The sequence below is a fragment of the Streptomyces sp. CA-251247 genome (assembly GCF_050952975.1).
GTDB lineage: Bacteria > Actinomycetota > Actinomycetes > Streptomycetales > Streptomycetaceae > Streptomyces > Streptomyces achmelvichensis.
In genome coordinates this window covers 4,997,240-5,013,059 of record NZ_CP191861.1, presented here as the reverse complement: position 1 = coordinate 5,013,059, position 15,820 = coordinate 4,997,240, and the positions used below count along the sequence as shown (strand labels likewise).

At 71.4% G+C, this 15,820-nt stretch carries 14 protein-coding genes; 3 read left to right on the top strand and 11 right to left on the bottom strand.

The genetic code is table 11. The features are described 5' to 3' along the window. The first annotated feature begins 47 nt into the window (after nucleotides 1-47). Nucleotides 48-548 (top strand): carboxymuconolactone decarboxylase family protein, encoded by a 501-nt coding sequence (locus ACQPWZ_RS22235; RefSeq protein WP_340474884.1) that lies wholly within the window; start codon nucleotides 48-50, stop codon nucleotides 546-548. A 12-nt stretch (nucleotides 549-560) separates the two neighbouring features. Next, complete coding sequence (locus ACQPWZ_RS22230) at nucleotides 561-1,280, top strand: isocitrate lyase/PEP mutase family protein (protein ID WP_433572216.1); 720 nt, start codon at nucleotides 561-563, stop codon at nucleotides 1,278-1,280. Nucleotides 1,281-1,404: 124 nt separating this feature from the next. On the opposite strand, the gene ACQPWZ_RS22225 is transcribed toward ACQPWZ_RS22230, so the two are convergent. The 11 genes from ACQPWZ_RS22225 to ACQPWZ_RS22175 all read right to left on the bottom strand — a co-directional run bounded on the left by ACQPWZ_RS22225 (nucleotide 1,405) and on the right by ACQPWZ_RS22175 (nucleotide 14,945). Next, nucleotides 1,405-2,373, bottom strand: a complete 969-nt coding sequence (locus ACQPWZ_RS22225) for an ABC transporter substrate-binding protein (RefSeq protein WP_356701203.1) — start codon at nucleotides 2,371-2,373, stop codon at nucleotides 1,405-1,407. A 1-nt stretch (nucleotide 2,374) separates the two neighbouring features. Beyond that, nucleotides 2,375-4,252: an ABC transporter permease subunit gene (locus ACQPWZ_RS22220; RefSeq protein ID WP_340477962.1), complete on the bottom strand. Its 1,878-nt coding sequence runs from the start codon at nucleotides 4,250-4,252 to the stop codon at nucleotides 2,375-2,377. Between the two features lie 226 nt (nucleotides 4,253-4,478). Continuing rightward, nucleotides 4,479-5,522, bottom strand: coding sequence for a quaternary amine ABC transporter ATP-binding protein (locus ACQPWZ_RS22215; protein ID WP_340474881.1), 1,044 nt, complete (start codon nucleotides 5,520-5,522; stop codon nucleotides 4,479-4,481). Continuing rightward, the gene (locus ACQPWZ_RS22210) at nucleotides 5,522-7,060 is read right to left on the bottom strand and encodes a GMC family oxidoreductase (RefSeq protein WP_405572128.1); all 1,539 of its coding nucleotides are present in this window, start codon (nucleotides 7,058-7,060) and stop codon (nucleotides 5,522-5,524) included. Before ACQPWZ_RS22210 ends, ACQPWZ_RS22215 begins: the two co-directional genes overlap by 1 nt. Before the next feature lie 27 nt (nucleotides 7,061-7,087). Next, the gene (locus ACQPWZ_RS22205; protein WP_356701197.1) at nucleotides 7,088-8,581 is read right to left on the bottom strand and encodes an aldehyde dehydrogenase family protein; all 1,494 of its coding nucleotides are present in this window, start codon (nucleotides 8,579-8,581) and stop codon (nucleotides 7,088-7,090) included. A gap of 110 nt (nucleotides 8,582-8,691) precedes the next feature. Next, nucleotides 8,692-9,273, bottom strand: a complete 582-nt coding sequence (locus ACQPWZ_RS22200; RefSeq protein WP_433572215.1) for a hypothetical protein — start codon at nucleotides 9,271-9,273, stop codon at nucleotides 8,692-8,694. After that, nucleotides 9,270-10,649 carry a B12-binding domain-containing radical SAM protein gene (locus tag ACQPWZ_RS22195; RefSeq protein ID WP_433572214.1) on the bottom strand — a complete coding sequence of 460 codons (1,380 nt, stop codon included), beginning with the start codon at nucleotides 10,647-10,649 and terminating at the stop codon, nucleotides 9,270-9,272. Before ACQPWZ_RS22195 ends, ACQPWZ_RS22200 begins: the two co-directional genes overlap by 4 nt. 201 nt (nucleotides 10,650-10,850) lie before the next feature. Continuing rightward, nucleotides 10,851-11,840: a malate dehydrogenase gene (locus tag ACQPWZ_RS22190; protein ID WP_313944581.1), complete on the bottom strand. Its 990-nt coding sequence runs from the start codon at nucleotides 11,838-11,840 to the stop codon at nucleotides 10,851-10,853. A gap of 154 nt (nucleotides 11,841-11,994) precedes the next feature. Next, nucleotides 11,995-12,981 carry a DUF2690 domain-containing protein gene (locus tag ACQPWZ_RS22185; protein WP_433572213.1) on the bottom strand — a complete coding sequence of 329 codons (987 nt, stop codon included), beginning with the start codon at nucleotides 12,979-12,981 and terminating at the stop codon, nucleotides 11,995-11,997. A 393-nt stretch (nucleotides 12,982-13,374) separates the two neighbouring features. Beyond that, nucleotides 13,375-14,061 (bottom strand): DUF3017 domain-containing protein, encoded by a 687-nt coding sequence (locus ACQPWZ_RS22180; protein WP_433572212.1) that lies wholly within the window; start codon nucleotides 14,059-14,061, stop codon nucleotides 13,375-13,377. A 17-nt stretch (nucleotides 14,062-14,078) separates the two neighbouring features. Beyond that, complete coding sequence (locus ACQPWZ_RS22175) at nucleotides 14,079-14,945, bottom strand: bifunctional methylenetetrahydrofolate dehydrogenase/methenyltetrahydrofolate cyclohydrolase (RefSeq protein WP_383247044.1); 867 nt, start codon at nucleotides 14,943-14,945, stop codon at nucleotides 14,079-14,081. 259 nt (nucleotides 14,946-15,204) lie between these two features. Here ACQPWZ_RS22175 and ACQPWZ_RS22170 point away from each other — a divergent pair, with 259 nt between their 5' ends. After that, nucleotides 15,205-15,789 (top strand): hypothetical protein, encoded by a 585-nt coding sequence (locus ACQPWZ_RS22170; RefSeq protein WP_340474873.1) that lies wholly within the window; start codon nucleotides 15,205-15,207, stop codon nucleotides 15,787-15,789. Nucleotides 15,790-15,820 lie beyond the last annotated feature (31 nt).

Genomic DNA, 15,820 nt, shown 5'->3' with positions numbered 1-15,820 from the left:
GGAAATGGACCATACTCCTGCGCCACAGCCGGACTAGATTCGATGACATGACTACTGAAGCGGACACGAAGCACTTGCCCGAACGCGCTCCTCGTCTCGATTGGGCGCAGCACGCTCCCCAGGTCTACAAGGCGATGGTGGCGCTGGACGCGGCGGCCCGCCGGGGCGTCGACCCGGTGATCCTGGAGCTCGTCAAGATCCGTGCCTCGCAGCTCAACCACTGTGCCTTCTGCCTGGACATGCACTCCAAGGACGCGCTCGCCGCGGGCGAGTCGGCGGAGCGGATCATCCAGCTCGGCGCCTGGGAGGAGTCGCAGCACTTCTACACGGCGAAGGAGATCGCGGCGATCGAGCTCACCGAGGCGGTGACGGTCATCACCGACGGTTTCGTGCCGGACGAGGTGTTCGCGAAGGCGGCGAAGGAGTTCGACGAGACCGAACTGGCGCAGCTGATCGCCGCGATCACCGTGATCAACGCCTGGAACCGCTTCGGTGTGTCCTGCCGGCTGGTGCCGGGCCACTACACCCCCGGCCAGTACCAGCACTGAGGAGCTGAGGAGATGACCGTCGAGGCCTTCCGCGCACTCCACCACGGCCGGGCGGCGGACGACCCGCTCGTCCTCCCCGGCCCGTGGGACGCGGCCAGCGCCCGCGTCTTCGCGGACGCCGGGTTCCCCGCGCTCGCCACCCCGAGCGCGGGCGTCGCCGCCTCGCTCGGCCGTGAGGACGGCCATACACCGGCCGACGAGATGTTCGCCGCCGTCACCCGTATCGTCCGCTCGGTGAGCGTTCCGGTCTCCGCCGACATCGAGGCGGGGTACGGCCTGGCGCCGAAGGAGCTCGTCGCCCGGCTGCTCGACACGGGCGCGATCGGCTGCAACCTGGAGGACTCCGACTCGGTCACCGGGGCGCTGAAGGACCCGCGGCCGCACGCCGACTGGCTGGCCGAGGTCCGCGCGGCAGCCGGCGGCGCGCTGTTCATCAATGCCCGGATGGACACGTTCCTGCAGGGGGTCGCCGACCCGGACGAGGCGATCGGCCGGATCCGGCTCTACGAGGAGGCCGGCGCGGACTGCGTGTATCCGCTGGGCGTCCCGCCGGAGCACCTGCCGCTGCTGCGGGCCGAGACCGCGCTCCCGATCAATGTCTCGCCGCTCCCCGGCGGCCCCGCGCTCGCGGAACTGGGACGCCTGGGCGCGACCCGGATCACCTTCGGCCCGCAGCTTCAGCAGGAGGCGATGCGGAAGGTGCGGGAGATCGCGGACCAGCTCCTGGGCTGACGCCGACGCGACGACGGCACGCAGGCGGCACGGCCGGCGCGGCAGCGGCGCCAGGACAAGCGCCGCGACACGGCAGGACGGGCCCGCCGGAGCGGGCCCGTCCTGCCGTCACTGCGTCACGCCATCACTTCTTCTTCGGCAGCCACTTCCGCCAGGTCGTCTCGTTCTTCTCGACCCACTTCCTGGCCGCTTCCTCCGGCGACAGCTTCTGTTCCGCGATCATCAGCGCGACATCGTTCTGCTGATCGGTGTTCCAGTTGAACTTCTTCAGGAAGTCCGCCGCCTCGCCGCCCTTCTTCGAGAAGGTGCTGTTGAGGAACTTCTGCAACGGCGTGTTCGGATAGGCACAGGCCACCTTCTTCGGGTCGGCGTCACACCCCTCCTTGTACGCGGGCAGCTTCACCTCGGTCATCGGCACCTTCTCGAACAGCCACTGCGGCTTGTACCAGTAGCTGAGGAAGGGCTTCTTCTGCTTCGCGAACTGCTTGATCTGGGTGATCTGCGCGGCCTCGGACCCGGCGAAGACGACCTGGTAGTCCAGCTTCAGGTTCTCCACCAGCGCCTTGTCGTTGGTGACGTACGACGGCGATCCGTCCAGCAGCTGGCCCTTGCCGCCGCTCTCCGGAGTGCGGAGCTGGTCGGCGTACTTGTCGAGGTTCCGCCAGTCGGTGACGTCGGGGTGCGCCTTCGCGAAGTACGTCGGGACGAACCAGCCGATGTGGCCGGTGACGCCGAGACCGCCGCCGGGCTCGATCGTCTTCTTGTCCTTGACGTACCGGTCCTCCTGCTCCGGGTGGCCCCAGTCCTCCAGGATGGCGTCGACCCGGCCCTGGCTGAGTGCGTCCCAGGCAGGCACCTCGTCCACCTGGACGGTGTCCACGCGGTAGCCCAGTTCGTGTTCGAGCAGATACGACGCCACGGCCACATTGGCCTGGGCGCCCACCCACGACTGGACGGAGAGCGTGACGGTCTTCGCGCCCTGGGCGGCGGCGTACGGCGACGCCTGCTTGGTCATGTCGGCCGCGCCGCAGCCGGTGATGCCCACCAGGCCGATCGCCGCGGCCAGTGCGGTGATGCGTAGACGAGTGGCCATGTCAGGCCCCCTTTCCGGCGCGGCGGGCGGTCGGCTGCGTCACCCGGTCGAGCATCAGACCCAGGCAGACGATCGCGGCGCCCGCGACCAGACCGGTCGCCAGGTCGCCCTGGGCGAGGCCGAACACCACGTCGTAGCCGAGTGCGCCACCGCCGACCAGGCCGCCGATGATGACGACGGCGAGTACCAGGACGACGCCCTGGTTGACAGCGAGCAGCAGGGCCGGGCGGGCGAGCGGCAGTTGGACCTGCCGCAGCTGCTGCCAGCCGGTCGCGCCCAGCGAACGGGCGGATTCCATGGCCACGGGGTCGACACCGCGCAGCCCCTGCGTGGTGATGCGGACGACGGCCGGCAGGGCGTACACGACGGCTGCCGCGGCCGCGGGGGCGCGGCCGACACCGAACAGCGCGACCACCGGGATCAGATAGACGAACTGCGGCATGGTCTGGAACACGTCCAGCACCGGCCGCAGCAGCCTCTCCACCCGTGCGCTGCGTGCCGCGCCGATCGCGACGGTGAAGCCCAGCACCAGAGTCACGGCGACGGCCGCGAGCACCTGCGAGAGCGTGTCGAGGGAGGGCTCCCACACGCCGAGGACGCCGATGGCGGCCATGGCGAGGACCGCCGTCAGCGCGGTGCGCCAGGTGCCGATCAGCAGCGCGAGCGCACCGACCAGCAGGAGGACGGACCACCAGGGCAGCGCCTGGAGACCGTCCCGCAGGGGGTCTAGCACCCAGCCGGTGAAGCGAGCGGCCCAGTCGGCGGTGCCGCCGACGACGGGGACGCCGGAGTACAGATGGGCCGTCATCCAGTCGACAGCGCGGTTGACGGGCTCGGCGATGCCGACGACCCAGCTCTCGGGCCAGGACAGCCGGCCCGCGAGCCGCCCGGCCACGGCGACGGCGAGCAGCAGAACGCCGGCCACCGTCCAGCCGCGCCAGCCGCGCAGCGCCGAGGTGTCGGGAGCGGCGCCCACGCGGGCACCGGCGGCAGCGGTCGTACGGTCCAGCACGACGGCCAGCAGGACGATCGGGATACCGGCGGCGAGCGCGGCACCGACATCGACGGAGGCCAGCGCCTGGTAGACGCGGTCGCCGAGGCCGCCGGCGCCGATGACGGACGCGATGACCGCCATCGACAGCGCCATCATGATCGACTGGTTGACGCCGAGGAGGAGTTCCTTGCGGGCCAGCGGCAGCCGGGCGGTCAGCAGCCGCTGCCGTCCGGTCGCCCCCATCGAGGCGGACGCCTCCAGCACGCCGGCGTCGGCGCCGCGCAGCCCGAGGGCGGTGAGGCGCGCCATGGGCGGAGCGGCGTAGACGACGGTCGCCAGGACGGCCGCGGGCACGCCGATACCGAAGACCAGCACGACCGGCAGCAGATACGCGAACGCCGGCAGCACCTGCATGGTGTCGAGCACCGGCCGCATCGCCCGGTACGTCCGGTCCGACAGCCCGGTGGCGAGGCCGATGAGCCCGCCCACGACGACGGACGCGAGAACCGCGACCACCATCAGGGCGAGGGTCTGCATGGTCGGCACCCACATGCCGAGCAGTCCGCAGACGGCGAAGCCGGCGACGGCGGTCAGCGCGAGCCGCAGACCGGCCACCCGCCAGGCGATCAGCCCGGCCGCCGCGGTGACGCCCGCCCATCCGGCGGCGAGCAGCAGCAGATAGACGGCGCGCACGGACAGCACGACGACATTGCTGATGTGCCCGAAGAAGTACAGGAACACCGGGTGGCTGTCGCGGTTGTCGACGATCCAGTCGCTGGCCCGGCCGAGCGGGCCGGACAGGTCGACGGCGAGGGACGCGGGCCAGCTGCCGCCGCCGAGCAGAAGGGCTCCGGCGATCAGCAGGACGACCACGCCGGCTGCCATGGCCAGGTGGCGTCCGCGGCCTTCGAGCAAGCGGCGCCCGCCGGCGACGGCGGTGACGTCCTGTCCGGTGGTGACGGCGGTCATGCCGACCACCGCCCACGGCCGCCGGCGGTCCGGCAGACCACCGAGGACCGGGAGGCCCGGGAGTTCCGGCACACCGAGGCCCACAGGACCCGGGACGCCGAGGAACGGGACGGTATGCGCCCGTAAGGAGCGCAAGGACTCATCACGCCGCCGCCTTCGCCGCGGGCACACCGGCCACCACGTTGAGCAGTGCCGCGTGGTCCACGACGCCCAGACAGCGGCCGTCCTGCATCACGCGGGCGCTCGCGCCGCTGCGCGCCACCGCCTCGATGGCCTCGAAGACCGTGGCGTCGGGACCGATGGCCGGCCCCTCCTCGGTCTCGTCGGCGAGAGCGGGCCGCATCGCCGTGCGCACGGTCATGATCTGCTCGCGCGGCACGTCACGGACGAAGTCCCGTACGTAGTCGTCCGCGGGCGAGCCGACGATCTCCTCGGGGGTGCCCAGCTGCACGATCCGGCCGTCCCGCATCAGCGCGATGCGGTCGCCCAGCTTGAGCGCCTCGCTCAGGTCGTGCGTGATGAAGACCATCGTGCGGCCCTCCTCGCGGTGCAGCCGTACGACCTCCTCCTGCATGTCGCGGCGGATCAGCGGGTCGAGCGCGCTGAACGGCTCGTCGAACAGCAGCACTTCGGGGTCGACGGCGAGCGCGCGGGCGAGCCCCACGCGCTGCTGCTGACCGCCGGAGAGCTGAGCGGGCCGGCGGCTCTCCATGCCGTCGAGGCCCACCTTGGCGACGAACTCCGCCGCCTTCGCCCGTCGTTCCGCCCGCGGGACGCCCTGGATCTCCAGGCCGTACGCCACGTTGTCGAGCACCGACCGGTGCGGCAGCAGACCGAAGTGCTGGAAGACCATGGAGGCGCGGTGGCGGCGCAGTTCGCGCAGCCGTGCCCGGTCCATGGACAGGACGTCCTCACCGTCGATGGCGATGGAGCCCGACGTCGGCTCGACGAGCCGGGTCAGACAGCGCACGAGCGTCGACTTGCCGGAGCCGGACAGGCCCATCACGACGAAGACCTCGCCCTTGCGGACGTCGAAGGAGACATCGCGCACGGCCGCGGTGCAGCCGGTGCGTTCGCGCAGTTCGGCCGGCGGGAGCTCGGCGAGCTCCGAACCGGGTACGCGGTCCGCCTTGGGTCCGAAGACCTTCCACAGATCGCTGACGGAGAAAACGGGCGGCGTACTCATCAGGCGGTACCTCCCAGAAGCTCGGCGCATTTCTCGCCGACCATCAGCACCCCGATCATGGGGTTGACGGACGGCATGGTCGGAAAGACGGACGCGTCGGCGATCCGGATGCCGTCCAGGCCCCGGATCCTCAGCTCCGGGTCCACCACGGCCAGTTCGTCGTCCTGCGCACCCATCCGGCAGGTGCCGGCCGGGTGGTAGACGGTGTGGGCGACCTTGCGCGCGTACTCGCTCAGCTCCTCGTCCCCGGTGACCTCGGGTCCCGGGCAGACCTCGCGCTTGAGCCAGTGGGCCAGGGGCTCGGTCCGGGCGATCTCGCGGGCGATCCTGATGCCGTCGACGAGGGTGCGCGCGTCGTAGTCGTCCTCGTCCGTGAAGTACCGGAAGTCCAGCGCGGGCTTGACCTCGGGGTCGGCGCTGGTCAGGTACAGCCGGCCGCGGCTGTGGGGCTTGGGGATGTTCGGCGTCATCGAGACCCCGTGAGCGGGCCGTTCGTAGCCGAGCCGCTCCGGATTGTCGGTGAACGGGATCTGGTAGAAGTGGAACATCAGGTCGGGCGTCCTGGCCCGCGGGTCGCGGCGGACGAACAGTCCGGCGTCGCTGTCCATCGCGGAGTTCTCCGGGATCGGCCCGTCGGTCTCCCAGACGATCACCGACTCGGGGTGGTCGAGCAGGTTCTCGCCCACGCCCGGCAGGTCGTGCACGACGGGGATGCCGAGCGCCTCCAGGTCGGCCCGCGGGCCGATGCCGGAGTGCAGCAGCAGTCGCGGAGTGTCCACCGCGCCCGCGCAGACGAGGACTTCGCGGCGGGCGGTGACGAGCTGCTCCTCGCCGTCCTTCGTCCGTACGTGCACACCGGTCGCCCTGGGGCTCCCCCCGCCGGAGGTGAGGGGAGATTCCAGCTCCAGCCGGTACGCCCAGGTCTCCAGCGCGATGTGGAGGTTGGGGCGGTCCAGGAAGGGGTGCAGATAGGCGACGGAGGCGGACGACCGCTTGTTGTTCTCCGGGTGGTACGCCAGGTCGAAGAAGCCGACGCCCTCGTGGAACGGCTTCTTGTTGAAGCCCTCGACGCGCGGGACACCGATGGCGGCCTGAGCGGCGTCGACGAAGTCGCGGGCGATGGCGTTACGGTCCGCCTCGTCGACGGGCACGATGTTGTTCCGCAGCCGCGCGAAGTACGCCTCCATCGGCACCGCGCCCCACCCCTTGGCGCCCGCCGTCTCCCACTCGTCCCAGTCGGACGGCAGCGGCTTGAAGGCGATGAGGGTGTTGTGCGACGAGCAGCCGCCGAGCACCCGGGCCCGGCTGTGCCGGATGTGGGAGTTGCCCTGGGGCTGTTCGGTGGTGGGGTAGTCGTAGTCGAGTTCGCCGCCCAGCAGGCCCATCCAGCGCCGCAGGGTCAGGACGTCGTCGCGTCCGACGTCGCTCGGGCCGCCCTCGATGACGGCGACGGTGACATCCGGGTTCTCCGTGAGACGGGAGGCGATGACCGATCCGGCCGTGCCGCCCCCGATCACGACATAGTCGTACTCAGGCATGGTGTTCTTGGTGCTCCTCGTCCCTCGTCAGCCCGCGAACCAGCGCACGGGGCGCGGGGCGAGGTTCTGGTAGATGTGCTTGGACTCGCGGTACTCGGCGAGTCCGGCGGGACCGAGCTCGCGCCCGATGCCGCTCTTGCCGAAGCCGCCCCACTCCGCCTGCGGGAGGTAGGGGTGGAAGTCGTTGATCCAGACGGTGCCGTGGCGCAGCCGCCCGGCGACGCGCCGGGCGCGGCCCGCGTCGGTGGTCCACACCGCGCCGGCCAGTCCGTACTCGGTGTCGTTGGCCAGGGCGACGGCCTCGTCCTCGGTGCGGAAGGTCTCGACGGTCAGGACGGGACCGAAGACTTCTTCCCTGACGACGCGCATCTCGCGGTGGCACTGGTCGAGGACGGTGGGCCGGTAGAAGAAGCCCTCCTGGCCCTCGCCCTCGGGGCGCCGGCCGCCGGCACGCAGCACCGCGCCCTCGGAAAGCGCGGACGCGACGTACTCCTCGGTCTTCGCGAGCTGCTGCCGGGAGACGAGCGGACCGCACTCGACGCCGTCGGCGGTGCCGCGGCCGAGCCTGATCCTCTCGGCGCGGCGGGCGAGTTCGGCGACGAACCGCTCGCGCAGGGACTCCTCGACGATGAGCCGGGAGCCGGCGGAGCAGACCTGACCGCTGTGGATGAAGGCGGCGTTGAGCGCCTGGTCGACGGCCGTGTCGAAGCCCTCGTCGGTCTCGCACGCGTCGGCGAAGACGACGTTCGGGTTCTTGCCGCCCAGTTCGAGCGCGACCTTCTTGACGCTGTCGGCGGCCGCCCGCATCACCTTGGTGCCGCTGGTCAGACCGCCGGTGAAGGAGATCAGATCGACGTCGGGGTGGTCGGCGAGCCGGGCGCCGACGGGGTCGCCCGCGCCGGTCACGATGTTGGCGACACCGGCGGGCAGTCCCGCCTCGGCGAGCAGCCGGACGAGCGCGACGGTGGTCAGCGGGGTGATCTCGCTGGGCTTGACCACAAAAGTATTGCCCGCGGCCAGCGCCGGGGCAATCTTCCAACTCGCCTGAAGGAGCGGATAGTTCCATGGCGTGATCAGCGCGCACACGCCCACGGGCTCGTGCACGACCACGCTGTGGATCTCCTCGGACCCCGCGTCGACGACACGGCCGCCGCTCTCGTTCATCACGAGGTCGGCGAAGTAGCGGAAGGCGTCGGTGACGCAGTCGACGTCGACGCGGCCCTCCTCGAGGGTCTTGCCGGCGTCACGGCTCTCCAGCAGCCCGAGTTCCTCCCGGTCACGCTGGAGCAGATCGGCGACGCGCCGCAGCAGGGCGGCCCGCTCGGCCACGGGTGTGCGGGGCCACTCGCCGTCGTCGAAGGCGCTGCGCGCCGCGGCCACCGCTGCGTCGGTGTCCTCGGCCCCGCCCTCCGCGACGACCGTGAGGACGGTCGCGTCAGCGGGGTCGATGATCTCTCGCGTGGCGCCGGAGGCGGCTGCTCGCCACGCTCCGCCCACGTGGATGGTCTGCTGTACCGACACGTCGCGTTCTGCCTTCCGTTCCCATTGACTGCCACCGGTCACCCGGCGACCTGGCTGCCTGCCCGGAAGTCAGTGATCCATGCCCAACGCATGACGGAAAGTGGCCTTACTCACTCTCCGCGTCCGGACTCGTCCGCACTCGCCCGTGATGTCCGTGCGGCGCGCGACCGCGGCCGCCCCGCGCCCCGGGTCCACCCCAGGGCCCCCGCTCCGGCGACCACGGCCCCGCACACCAGCACCGCGATCAGCGGATTCACGAAGGAGGGGACGACGTCGAGCGCGTACCCGTCGGACCAGGTGCAGGTCGAGGCGACGGGGAGCAGGCTGTCGTGGTTCGACACCAGGGAGGGGCCACCGGGCACGTCCGGCCGTCCGTACCGCTCGAGCATGCACGCGTGGTACGCGTTCTCCAGCCGGACGCAGCACAGGACCCCGTACACATACAGCCCGAGGGCGAGGGTGAGGCACCACAGCGCGACGGTCCTCGCCGTTCCTGGGCCGGTCGGGGCGCGCAGGCCGCGCCGGGCGATCGCCGTCGTGACCAGGTGCCCGCACAGGGGGAACAGCGCGATCACCCCGAGCACGACGACCAGTGCGGCCGCCATCACGTTCTGTCCCGTGTCCGTGGCCAGGACGCTCTGTCCCGTGTCGGTGGCCAGGATGTTCCGACCCGTGTCCGTGGCCGGGGTCATCGCGGCCGCCGTCCGCCGAAAGCCGCCAGGGTGCGCTCCAGCGCCGGCATCGCGCGGACCGTGCGGCGGGAGCGGATCAGCGCGTCCCAGGCCGGCTCGAACTTCTTCCAGCCGCCCGCGTACGCCAGGTGCCGCAGCCGTTCGTGCATGCCCGGCTGGGCGGAGGCGCCGCGCCAGATGCTGGACCAGCGGTAGAAGTCGCGGTACGCGCGCCAGTAGCCGTCCTCCAGCTGCCGCGGGGTCATACCCGTCGGGCGGTAGACGACGTGGCGGGTGTCGTACAGGTCCCAGTCGCGGTGGACGATACGGTCCTGCGCCTCCAGCTGCTTCCACAGGCCGGTGGACGGATACGGCGTCATGATGTGGAAGGTCGCCGTCTCGATGCCCTGCTCGACGGCCCATTCCACGGTGCGGTCGAAGACGTCGGGACCGTCGTGGTCGAGGCCGAAGACGAAGCTGGCGTTGACCATGACGCCCGCGTCGTGCAGTCGGCGGACGGCGGCACCGTAGTCCTTGCCGATGTTCTGGTCCTTGCGGCGCTCGGCGAGGTTCGCGCCGTTCACCGTCTCGAAGCCGACGAAGAGACTGCGCAGTCCCGCCTCCACGGCCCGCTCCAGCAGCCCCGGCTGGAGCACCGACTTCACCGTGCCGGCCGCCTGCCACAGCCTCCCCGTACCGGCCATGCCGTCGAACAGGGCCTCCGCGAAACGGCGGTTGCCGAGGAGATGGTCGTCGAGGAAGTACAGATGGCGGCCGGGCAGCCGCTCGATCTCCGCCAGGGCGTCGTCGACGGCCTGGGTGTAGAAGGACTTCCCGCCCTCGAAGAACGCGTCCTTGTAGCAGAAGTCGCAGTGGTGCGGGCAGCCGCGCGAGACCACGATCGAGTTGGGCACGAGATACAGGTCCCGCTTGATCAAGTCCCTTCGCACCGGCGGCAGTCCGGCCAGCGTGCGGAGCCTGGAGTCGTAGCGGCGGGCCGGCGTCCCGTCCCGGAACTCCTTCAGGAAGAGCGGCCAGGTGTCCTCGCCCGGCCCGGTGAAGACCGTGTCGGCGTGCTGCGCCGCCTCGTCGGGCAGCGAGGTCGCGTGCAGTCCGCCCATGGCGACGTGCGCGCCCCGGGCACGGAAGTGGTCGGCTATCTCGTAGCCGCGCCGCGCGGAGGTGATGTACGGCTGGACGACCAGCAGATCGGGCGTCGGCAGCGCCTCGATGTCGATCCGCTCCACATGCTCGTCGTGGAGGGTCACCTCGTCGTCCGGGTCGAGGTAACCCGCGAGGGTCGCGAGGCCCAGCGGCGGGAAGAGCGAGTACTTGATGGGTCGGAACAGCGGGCTGGTGGCTTCCGTCAGGGCCGGCAGAATCATCGTCACGCGCATGACAGCCCAGACTCCCGCGGTGGTACGGCCGGTTCCGCCGGTCCGCGGCCGGTTGCGGCGGCGGTGCGGCCGTCGCGCAGGGCGGCTGCGGTCGGCCCTACCGGCGGTGCGGCCGGTCCCCAGTTCTCCACCTGGGTACGGCGAAGCCGCCCCCGGAGAACCGGAGGCGGCTGCGTGGTGCCGTGACGCGCGCGGGCTGCGTCAGATGAGGCCGAGAGCGCGGACCGCGTCGCGCTCCTCAGCCAGCTCCTGCACGGACGCGTCGATGCGCGGGCGCGAGAACTCGTTGATGTCCAGGCCCTGGACGATCTCGTACGTGCCGTTCTTCGTGGTGACCGGGAAGGAGGAGATGAGACCCTCCGGCACGCCGTAGGAGCCGTCCGACGGGATGCCCATGGAGGTCCAGTCGCCCTCGGCGGTGCCGTTGACCCACGTGTGGACGTGGTCGATCGCGGCGTTGGCGGCGGAGGCGGCCGAGGACGCGCCACGCGCCTCGATGATCGCCGCGCCGCGCTTGGCGACGGTCGGGATGAACGTGTCGGCCAGCCAGGCCTCGTCGCCCACGACCTCGGCGGCGTTCTTGCCGGCGATCTCCGCGTGGAAGATGTCCGGGTACTGGGTCGCCGAGTGGTTGCCCCAGATCGTCAGGCGCTTGATGTCGGAGACGGCGGCGCCGGTCTTGGCGGCCAGCTGCGAGATCGCGCGGTTGTGGTCGAGGCGCGTCATCGCGGTGAAGCGCTCGGCCGGTACGTCCGGGGCCGCGGCCTGGGCGATCAGGGCGTTGGTGTTGGCCGGGTTGCCGACGACGAGGACCTTGATGTCGTCCGCGGCGTGGTCGTTGATGGCCTTGCCCTGCGGCTTGAAGATGCCACCGTTGGCCTCGAGCAGGTCGCCGCGCTCCATGCCCTTCGTCCGCGGGCGGGCGCCGACGAGGAGGGCGACGTTCGCGCCGTCGAAGGCCACGTTCGGGTCGTCCGTGATCTCGATGCCGCGCAGCAGCGGGAAGGCACAGTCGTCGAGCTCCATGGCGGTGCCCTGGGCGGCGCCGAGCGCGGGGGTGATCTCGAGAAGGCGCAGCTTGACCGGCACATCCGCGCCGAGCAGGTGGCCGGAGGCGATGCGGAAGAGCAGCGCGTAGCCGATCTGGCCGGCCGCGCCGGTCACGGTGACGTTGACGGGAGTGCGGGTCATGGCGATCTCCGTAAGACAGCTGGCGGTGGGGGTCCCTGCCCCTCGTGCGGGACGCCCCTTCGCACCTCTGCACGAATCTTGACGTGAAGAGACATCCAGCGGTCAGGCTATCCGACCCGGCACCCGGCCATTCCCCCCACCCGTGTGGCGCGGCTCACTGGCCGCCGGTGCAGCCGGTGACCCCGGAGGTGAGCGTGGCGCAGGCCCGGGCATCGGCCGCCCCGGCGACGGCGGTCATCGGCGTGTACGCGTCGGTGTCCTCGTCCACCAGGCCCTGTTGCGCCGCCCTGCCGGCCACCGTGATGCGCACGGTGTCACCCGCCGTGGCCCGGGTGATCCGCGCCCATGCCGCCTGGCAGGTCTTGCTGTAGCGGACCTCGACGAGAGAGCTGCCGATGGTCGCCGACGAGGCCGTCGTGGCGAACTCGCCGCCGCAGCCCATCGTTTCCGGGTCCTGGCCGGTGCAGGCCGCGCCGCTGCACTTCACCCCGGCGGGCAACGGCGGTGCGCTGGTGCTCGGCGTCGCCGACGGCGTCCCGCCCGCGGTGCCGCCGTACCCGCCGCTTCCGCCGAGGTCGGTCAGCAGCACGGCGGCGGCGATCACGAGCAGCGCGCCCACGACGCCGGCGAGGAACAGGACGACCTTGCGCCGGCCGCCCGACGGGGCGGGACGGACGTCGCCCGGCGGCTGCGATCCGGGGGGCGCCGGGTACTGCCCGCGCCGAGGTGTCCGGGCGCCTGCTCCGGCCCCGGGCTCGGCCGTCCGGGCGCCCGGTGGGACGGCGTCCTCCGGTGCCGGGCCGTACTCCCCGAGAGCGGCCCGCGCCTCGGCTATGCGCTGCTCGTCCATCGTCAGGTCGTGCCGCATCTCGGAGCGGCTCCACGCGCGTTCGGCGAGCTCCCACAGGGTGGTCAGATGGGCCTGGCTGGTGTCGGTCACCTCCGCGAGCGCGAGGATCGCGCCCTTGGGCGCGAGCAGCCGCCCGTTGAGGTAGCGCTCCCAGGACGTCTTTCCGTAGCCGGTCCGGTCGGCGACCGCGGCGAGGCTCAGCCCGCTCCGGTCGACGAGCCGGCGCAGTTGCTCGGCGAACTCGCGGATCTGTGGGTCCAGCTCTTCCGGCAGTGCCTTCCAACGAGGCATGTGCCACCCCCCTTTGTTCCCCCGAACCGTGCGGTGCCGTGCCGTGAGCGCTCCGCTCCCGGACCCCCGCCCGAGAACCGGACACCGAGGGAGATGCGCAGGGTCAGGATGTCAGTTCCGCCTGTCGGCTCACAGGGGGAGCACTCAGGACCGGAGGCGATGCTTTGTGCGCCCCCGGCCGCCGATCCGGCCGCCGATTCGGTCGCGCATCCGTGGCCCAACGATCACACCGTGGCGGAATGGTCACTTCCGTGCCACAGGCCCCGGTCGTCCCTTGAACGGTGTTGGCGCGTCCATGACTCTGGAGACACGACGGCGCCCGTCCTCCCTCGGGGGAGAGGACGGGCGCCGTTCTGCGTGGTCCGCCGGCCGGAGGTCCCGGCCCGGGGCCTCCTACCGCACGGTGAAGTGGACGGCGTCCTCCAGGAACGGCAGGTCCAGCCAGGGCTTGGGCTGGGCCACCAGCGCCAGCAGGGTGATCACGACGCCCAGCAGCCCGTACGTGACCATGTCGGTGAATCGCGAACGCACAGCGAGCATGCCGACCGAGGGCAGGACCCGCCGCATCACCGCACCCGTGATCAGCGCGACCCCGATCAGGATCGTGCCGACACGGAAGGCATCGGCGAACGCGTCCGTGCCGACGATCAGCAGCCCGAGCGCGGCGAGCGCGAGCACGGTCAGCAGCGGCCACTGCCGGGCGGGAGCGGAAGCGTCCCCCGGGGCCGCGCGCCCGCCGCCCTCGGGGCGGGCGGTGTCGGTGGTGAGCGAGGGAAAGCGCCGGGTGGTGCGTACGGGTTCGCCGTCGGGCCCGGGGGAACTGACGACGCCCTTGGCACTGACCTCGCCGTCCGGCTCGTGCACGACGTCCGGCCCCTCGAATCCGGCGCCGGACTCGTCCGCGTGCTCGTCCGCGGTCGCGTCGCCGTCATCGGCCGCGGCACCGTCCGTGCCGCGCGCCTCGTCGGCGGCGGCCGTATCGGTGTCCCGTGCATCGTCCGCGCCGGACCCGGCGGATCCGCCGGCCCCGTCGGGCTCCGCCGGTGCCGTGGCGTCCTCGTCGTTCGTCCGTACACCCATGGGGTCAGCCTCTCCGGTCAGCCTGCCGTGACGGCGGCGGCACGCTCGGCCGCCTCGACCACGTTGACCAGCAACTGCGCGCGGGTCATCGGGCCGACGCCGCCCGGGTTCGGGGCCACCCAGCCGGCCACCTCGGTGACGCCCGGGTGCACGTCGCCCACGATCTTGCCGTGCTCGTCGCGGCTGACACCGACGTCGAGCACCGCGGCCCCCGGCTTCACGTCCTCCGGCTTGATCAGATGCGGCACCCCGGCCGCCGCCACGATGATGTCGGCCTGCTTGAGATGCGCGGACAGGTCGCGGGTGCCCGTGTGGCACTGCGTCACGGTCGCGTTCTCGGACTTGCGGGTCAGCACGAGCGGCATCGGCCGCCCGATGGTGATGCCCCGGCCGACGACGACCACATTGGCGCCGTTGATCTCGACGTCGTGGTGACGCAGCAGCTGGACGATGCCGTACGGCGTGCAGGGCAGCGGTCCCTCCACGCCGAGCACGAGCTTGCCGAGGCTCATCGGGTGCAGCCCGTCCGCGTCCTTGGCCGGGTCCATCAGCTCCAGGACCCGGTTGGTGTCGATGCCCTTGGGCAGCGGGAGCTGGACGATGTAGCCGGTGCACTCGGGGTTGTCGTTGAGTTCGCGGACGACCGCCTCGATCTCTTCCTGGGTGGCGGTGTCCGGCAGTTCACGCTGGATCGAGGCGATGCCGACCTGCGCGCAGTCGCGGTGCTTGCCGTTCACGTACCAGCGGCTGCCCGGGTCGTCCCCGACCAGCAGGGTCCCGAGACCGGGCGTGACGCCCTTCTCCCTGAGGGCCGCCACGCGGACGGTCAGATCGGACTTGATCGCGGCTGCGGTGGCCTTGCCATCGAGAATCTGGGCAGTCATGCACCCATCCTCGCGGATGGACCCGCCCCGGTTCCAATTCCGCTCCGCACCGGGCCCGGAACACCCCCTCCCGGCACCCGGAACCGGAGGTTGCACTTGCACAACACATACGCATACCGACTGGACAAAAAGTCGACGTGGAGACGACGATGAGCCGCGCAGCGCCGCGGAAAGTGTTGGGGGGCCGACCGCTGATCTCGTGTGACGTTCCTCCGCCCGGACCGCGCAGTCCCCGCACTTTCAACGGAGGAAACCCGCCATGAGCTTCGGCGACCCGAACAACCCCTACGGCCAGCAGCAGGGCGGTCAGCCGGGCTACGGCTATCCGCAGCAGGGCCAGCCCCAGGGACAGCCCGGTTACGGCTACCCGCAGGCACCGCCGGTCCAGCCCTACGGCGCCGGCGGCTACGGGATGGGCCCCACGGAGATGCCGGGCGGTGTGAAGGCTGCGCGCGTCATGCTCTACGTGATCGCCGGCCTCCAGGTCATCGGCGCCGTGCTCATGTTCCTCACCGGCGCGGCCATCGACAAGGCGCAGGACGACCCGTCGCTCAGGGACGACGTGCAGTTCCAGGACCTGGCCGACTTCTCCACCGGTGCGGTCTACGCCATCGGCGTCGGCGCCCTGGTCTGGGGTGCGCTCGCGGTCTTCCTCGCGATCAAGTTCAAGACGGGCGGAAGCGGTATCCGTGTCACCACCATGGTGTTCGGCATCATCACCGCGATCCTCGGCATCTACCCGTTCATCATCGTGGGCCTGGCGCACACCGTGCTCGCCATCCTCGTCACGGTGTTCGTCGGCAAGTCCGACGGCGGCGAGTGGTTCGCACGCCCGCGGCACTGACCCCGCGCTGCACGTACAGCCCGTAACACCC

Excerpts from the sequence above, each read along its gene's own strand:
- ACQPWZ_RS22235 (WP_340474884.1), top strand. The coding sequence starts at position 48 with ATGACTACTGAAGCGGACACGAAGCACTTGCCCGAACGCGCTCCTCGT.
- ACQPWZ_RS22220 (WP_340477962.1), bottom strand. The coding sequence starts at position 4,252 with ATGGCAGCCGGCGTGGTCGTCCTGCTGATCGCCGGAGCCCTTCTGCTC.
- ACQPWZ_RS22210 (WP_405572128.1), bottom strand. The coding sequence starts at position 7,060 with ATGCCTGAGTACGACTATGTCGTGATCGGGGGCGGCACGGCCGGATCG.
- ACQPWZ_RS22200 (WP_433572215.1), bottom strand. The coding sequence starts at position 9,273 with ATGACCCCGGCCACGGACACGGGTCGGAACATCCTGGCCACCGACACG.
- ACQPWZ_RS22225 (WP_356701203.1), bottom strand. The coding sequence starts at position 2,373 with ATGGCCACTCGTCTACGCATCACCGCACTGGCCGCGGCGATCGGCCTG.
- ACQPWZ_RS22190 (WP_313944581.1), bottom strand. The coding sequence starts at position 11,840 with ATGACCCGCACTCCCGTCAACGTCACCGTGACCGGCGCGGCCGGCCAG.
- ACQPWZ_RS22185 (WP_433572213.1), bottom strand. The coding sequence starts at position 12,981 with ATGCCTCGTTGGAAGGCACTGCCGGAAGAGCTGGACCCACAGATCCGC.
- ACQPWZ_RS22175 (WP_383247044.1), bottom strand. The coding sequence starts at position 14,945 with ATGACTGCCCAGATTCTCGATGGCAAGGCCACCGCAGCCGCGATCAAG.
- ACQPWZ_RS22195 (WP_433572214.1), bottom strand. The coding sequence starts at position 10,649 with ATGCGCGTGACGATGATTCTGCCGGCCCTGACGGAAGCCACCAGCCCG.
- ACQPWZ_RS22230 (WP_433572216.1), top strand. The coding sequence starts at position 561 with ATGACCGTCGAGGCCTTCCGCGCACTCCACCACGGCCGGGCGGCGGAC.
- ACQPWZ_RS22180 (WP_433572212.1), bottom strand. The coding sequence starts at position 14,061 with ATGGGTGTACGGACGAACGACGAGGACGCCACGGCACCGGCGGAGCCC.
- ACQPWZ_RS22170 (WP_340474873.1), top strand. The coding sequence starts at position 15,205 with ATGAGCTTCGGCGACCCGAACAACCCCTACGGCCAGCAGCAGGGCGGT.
- ACQPWZ_RS22215 (WP_340474881.1), bottom strand. The coding sequence starts at position 5,522 with ATGAGTACGCCGCCCGTTTTCTCCGTCAGCGATCTGTGGAAGGTCTTC.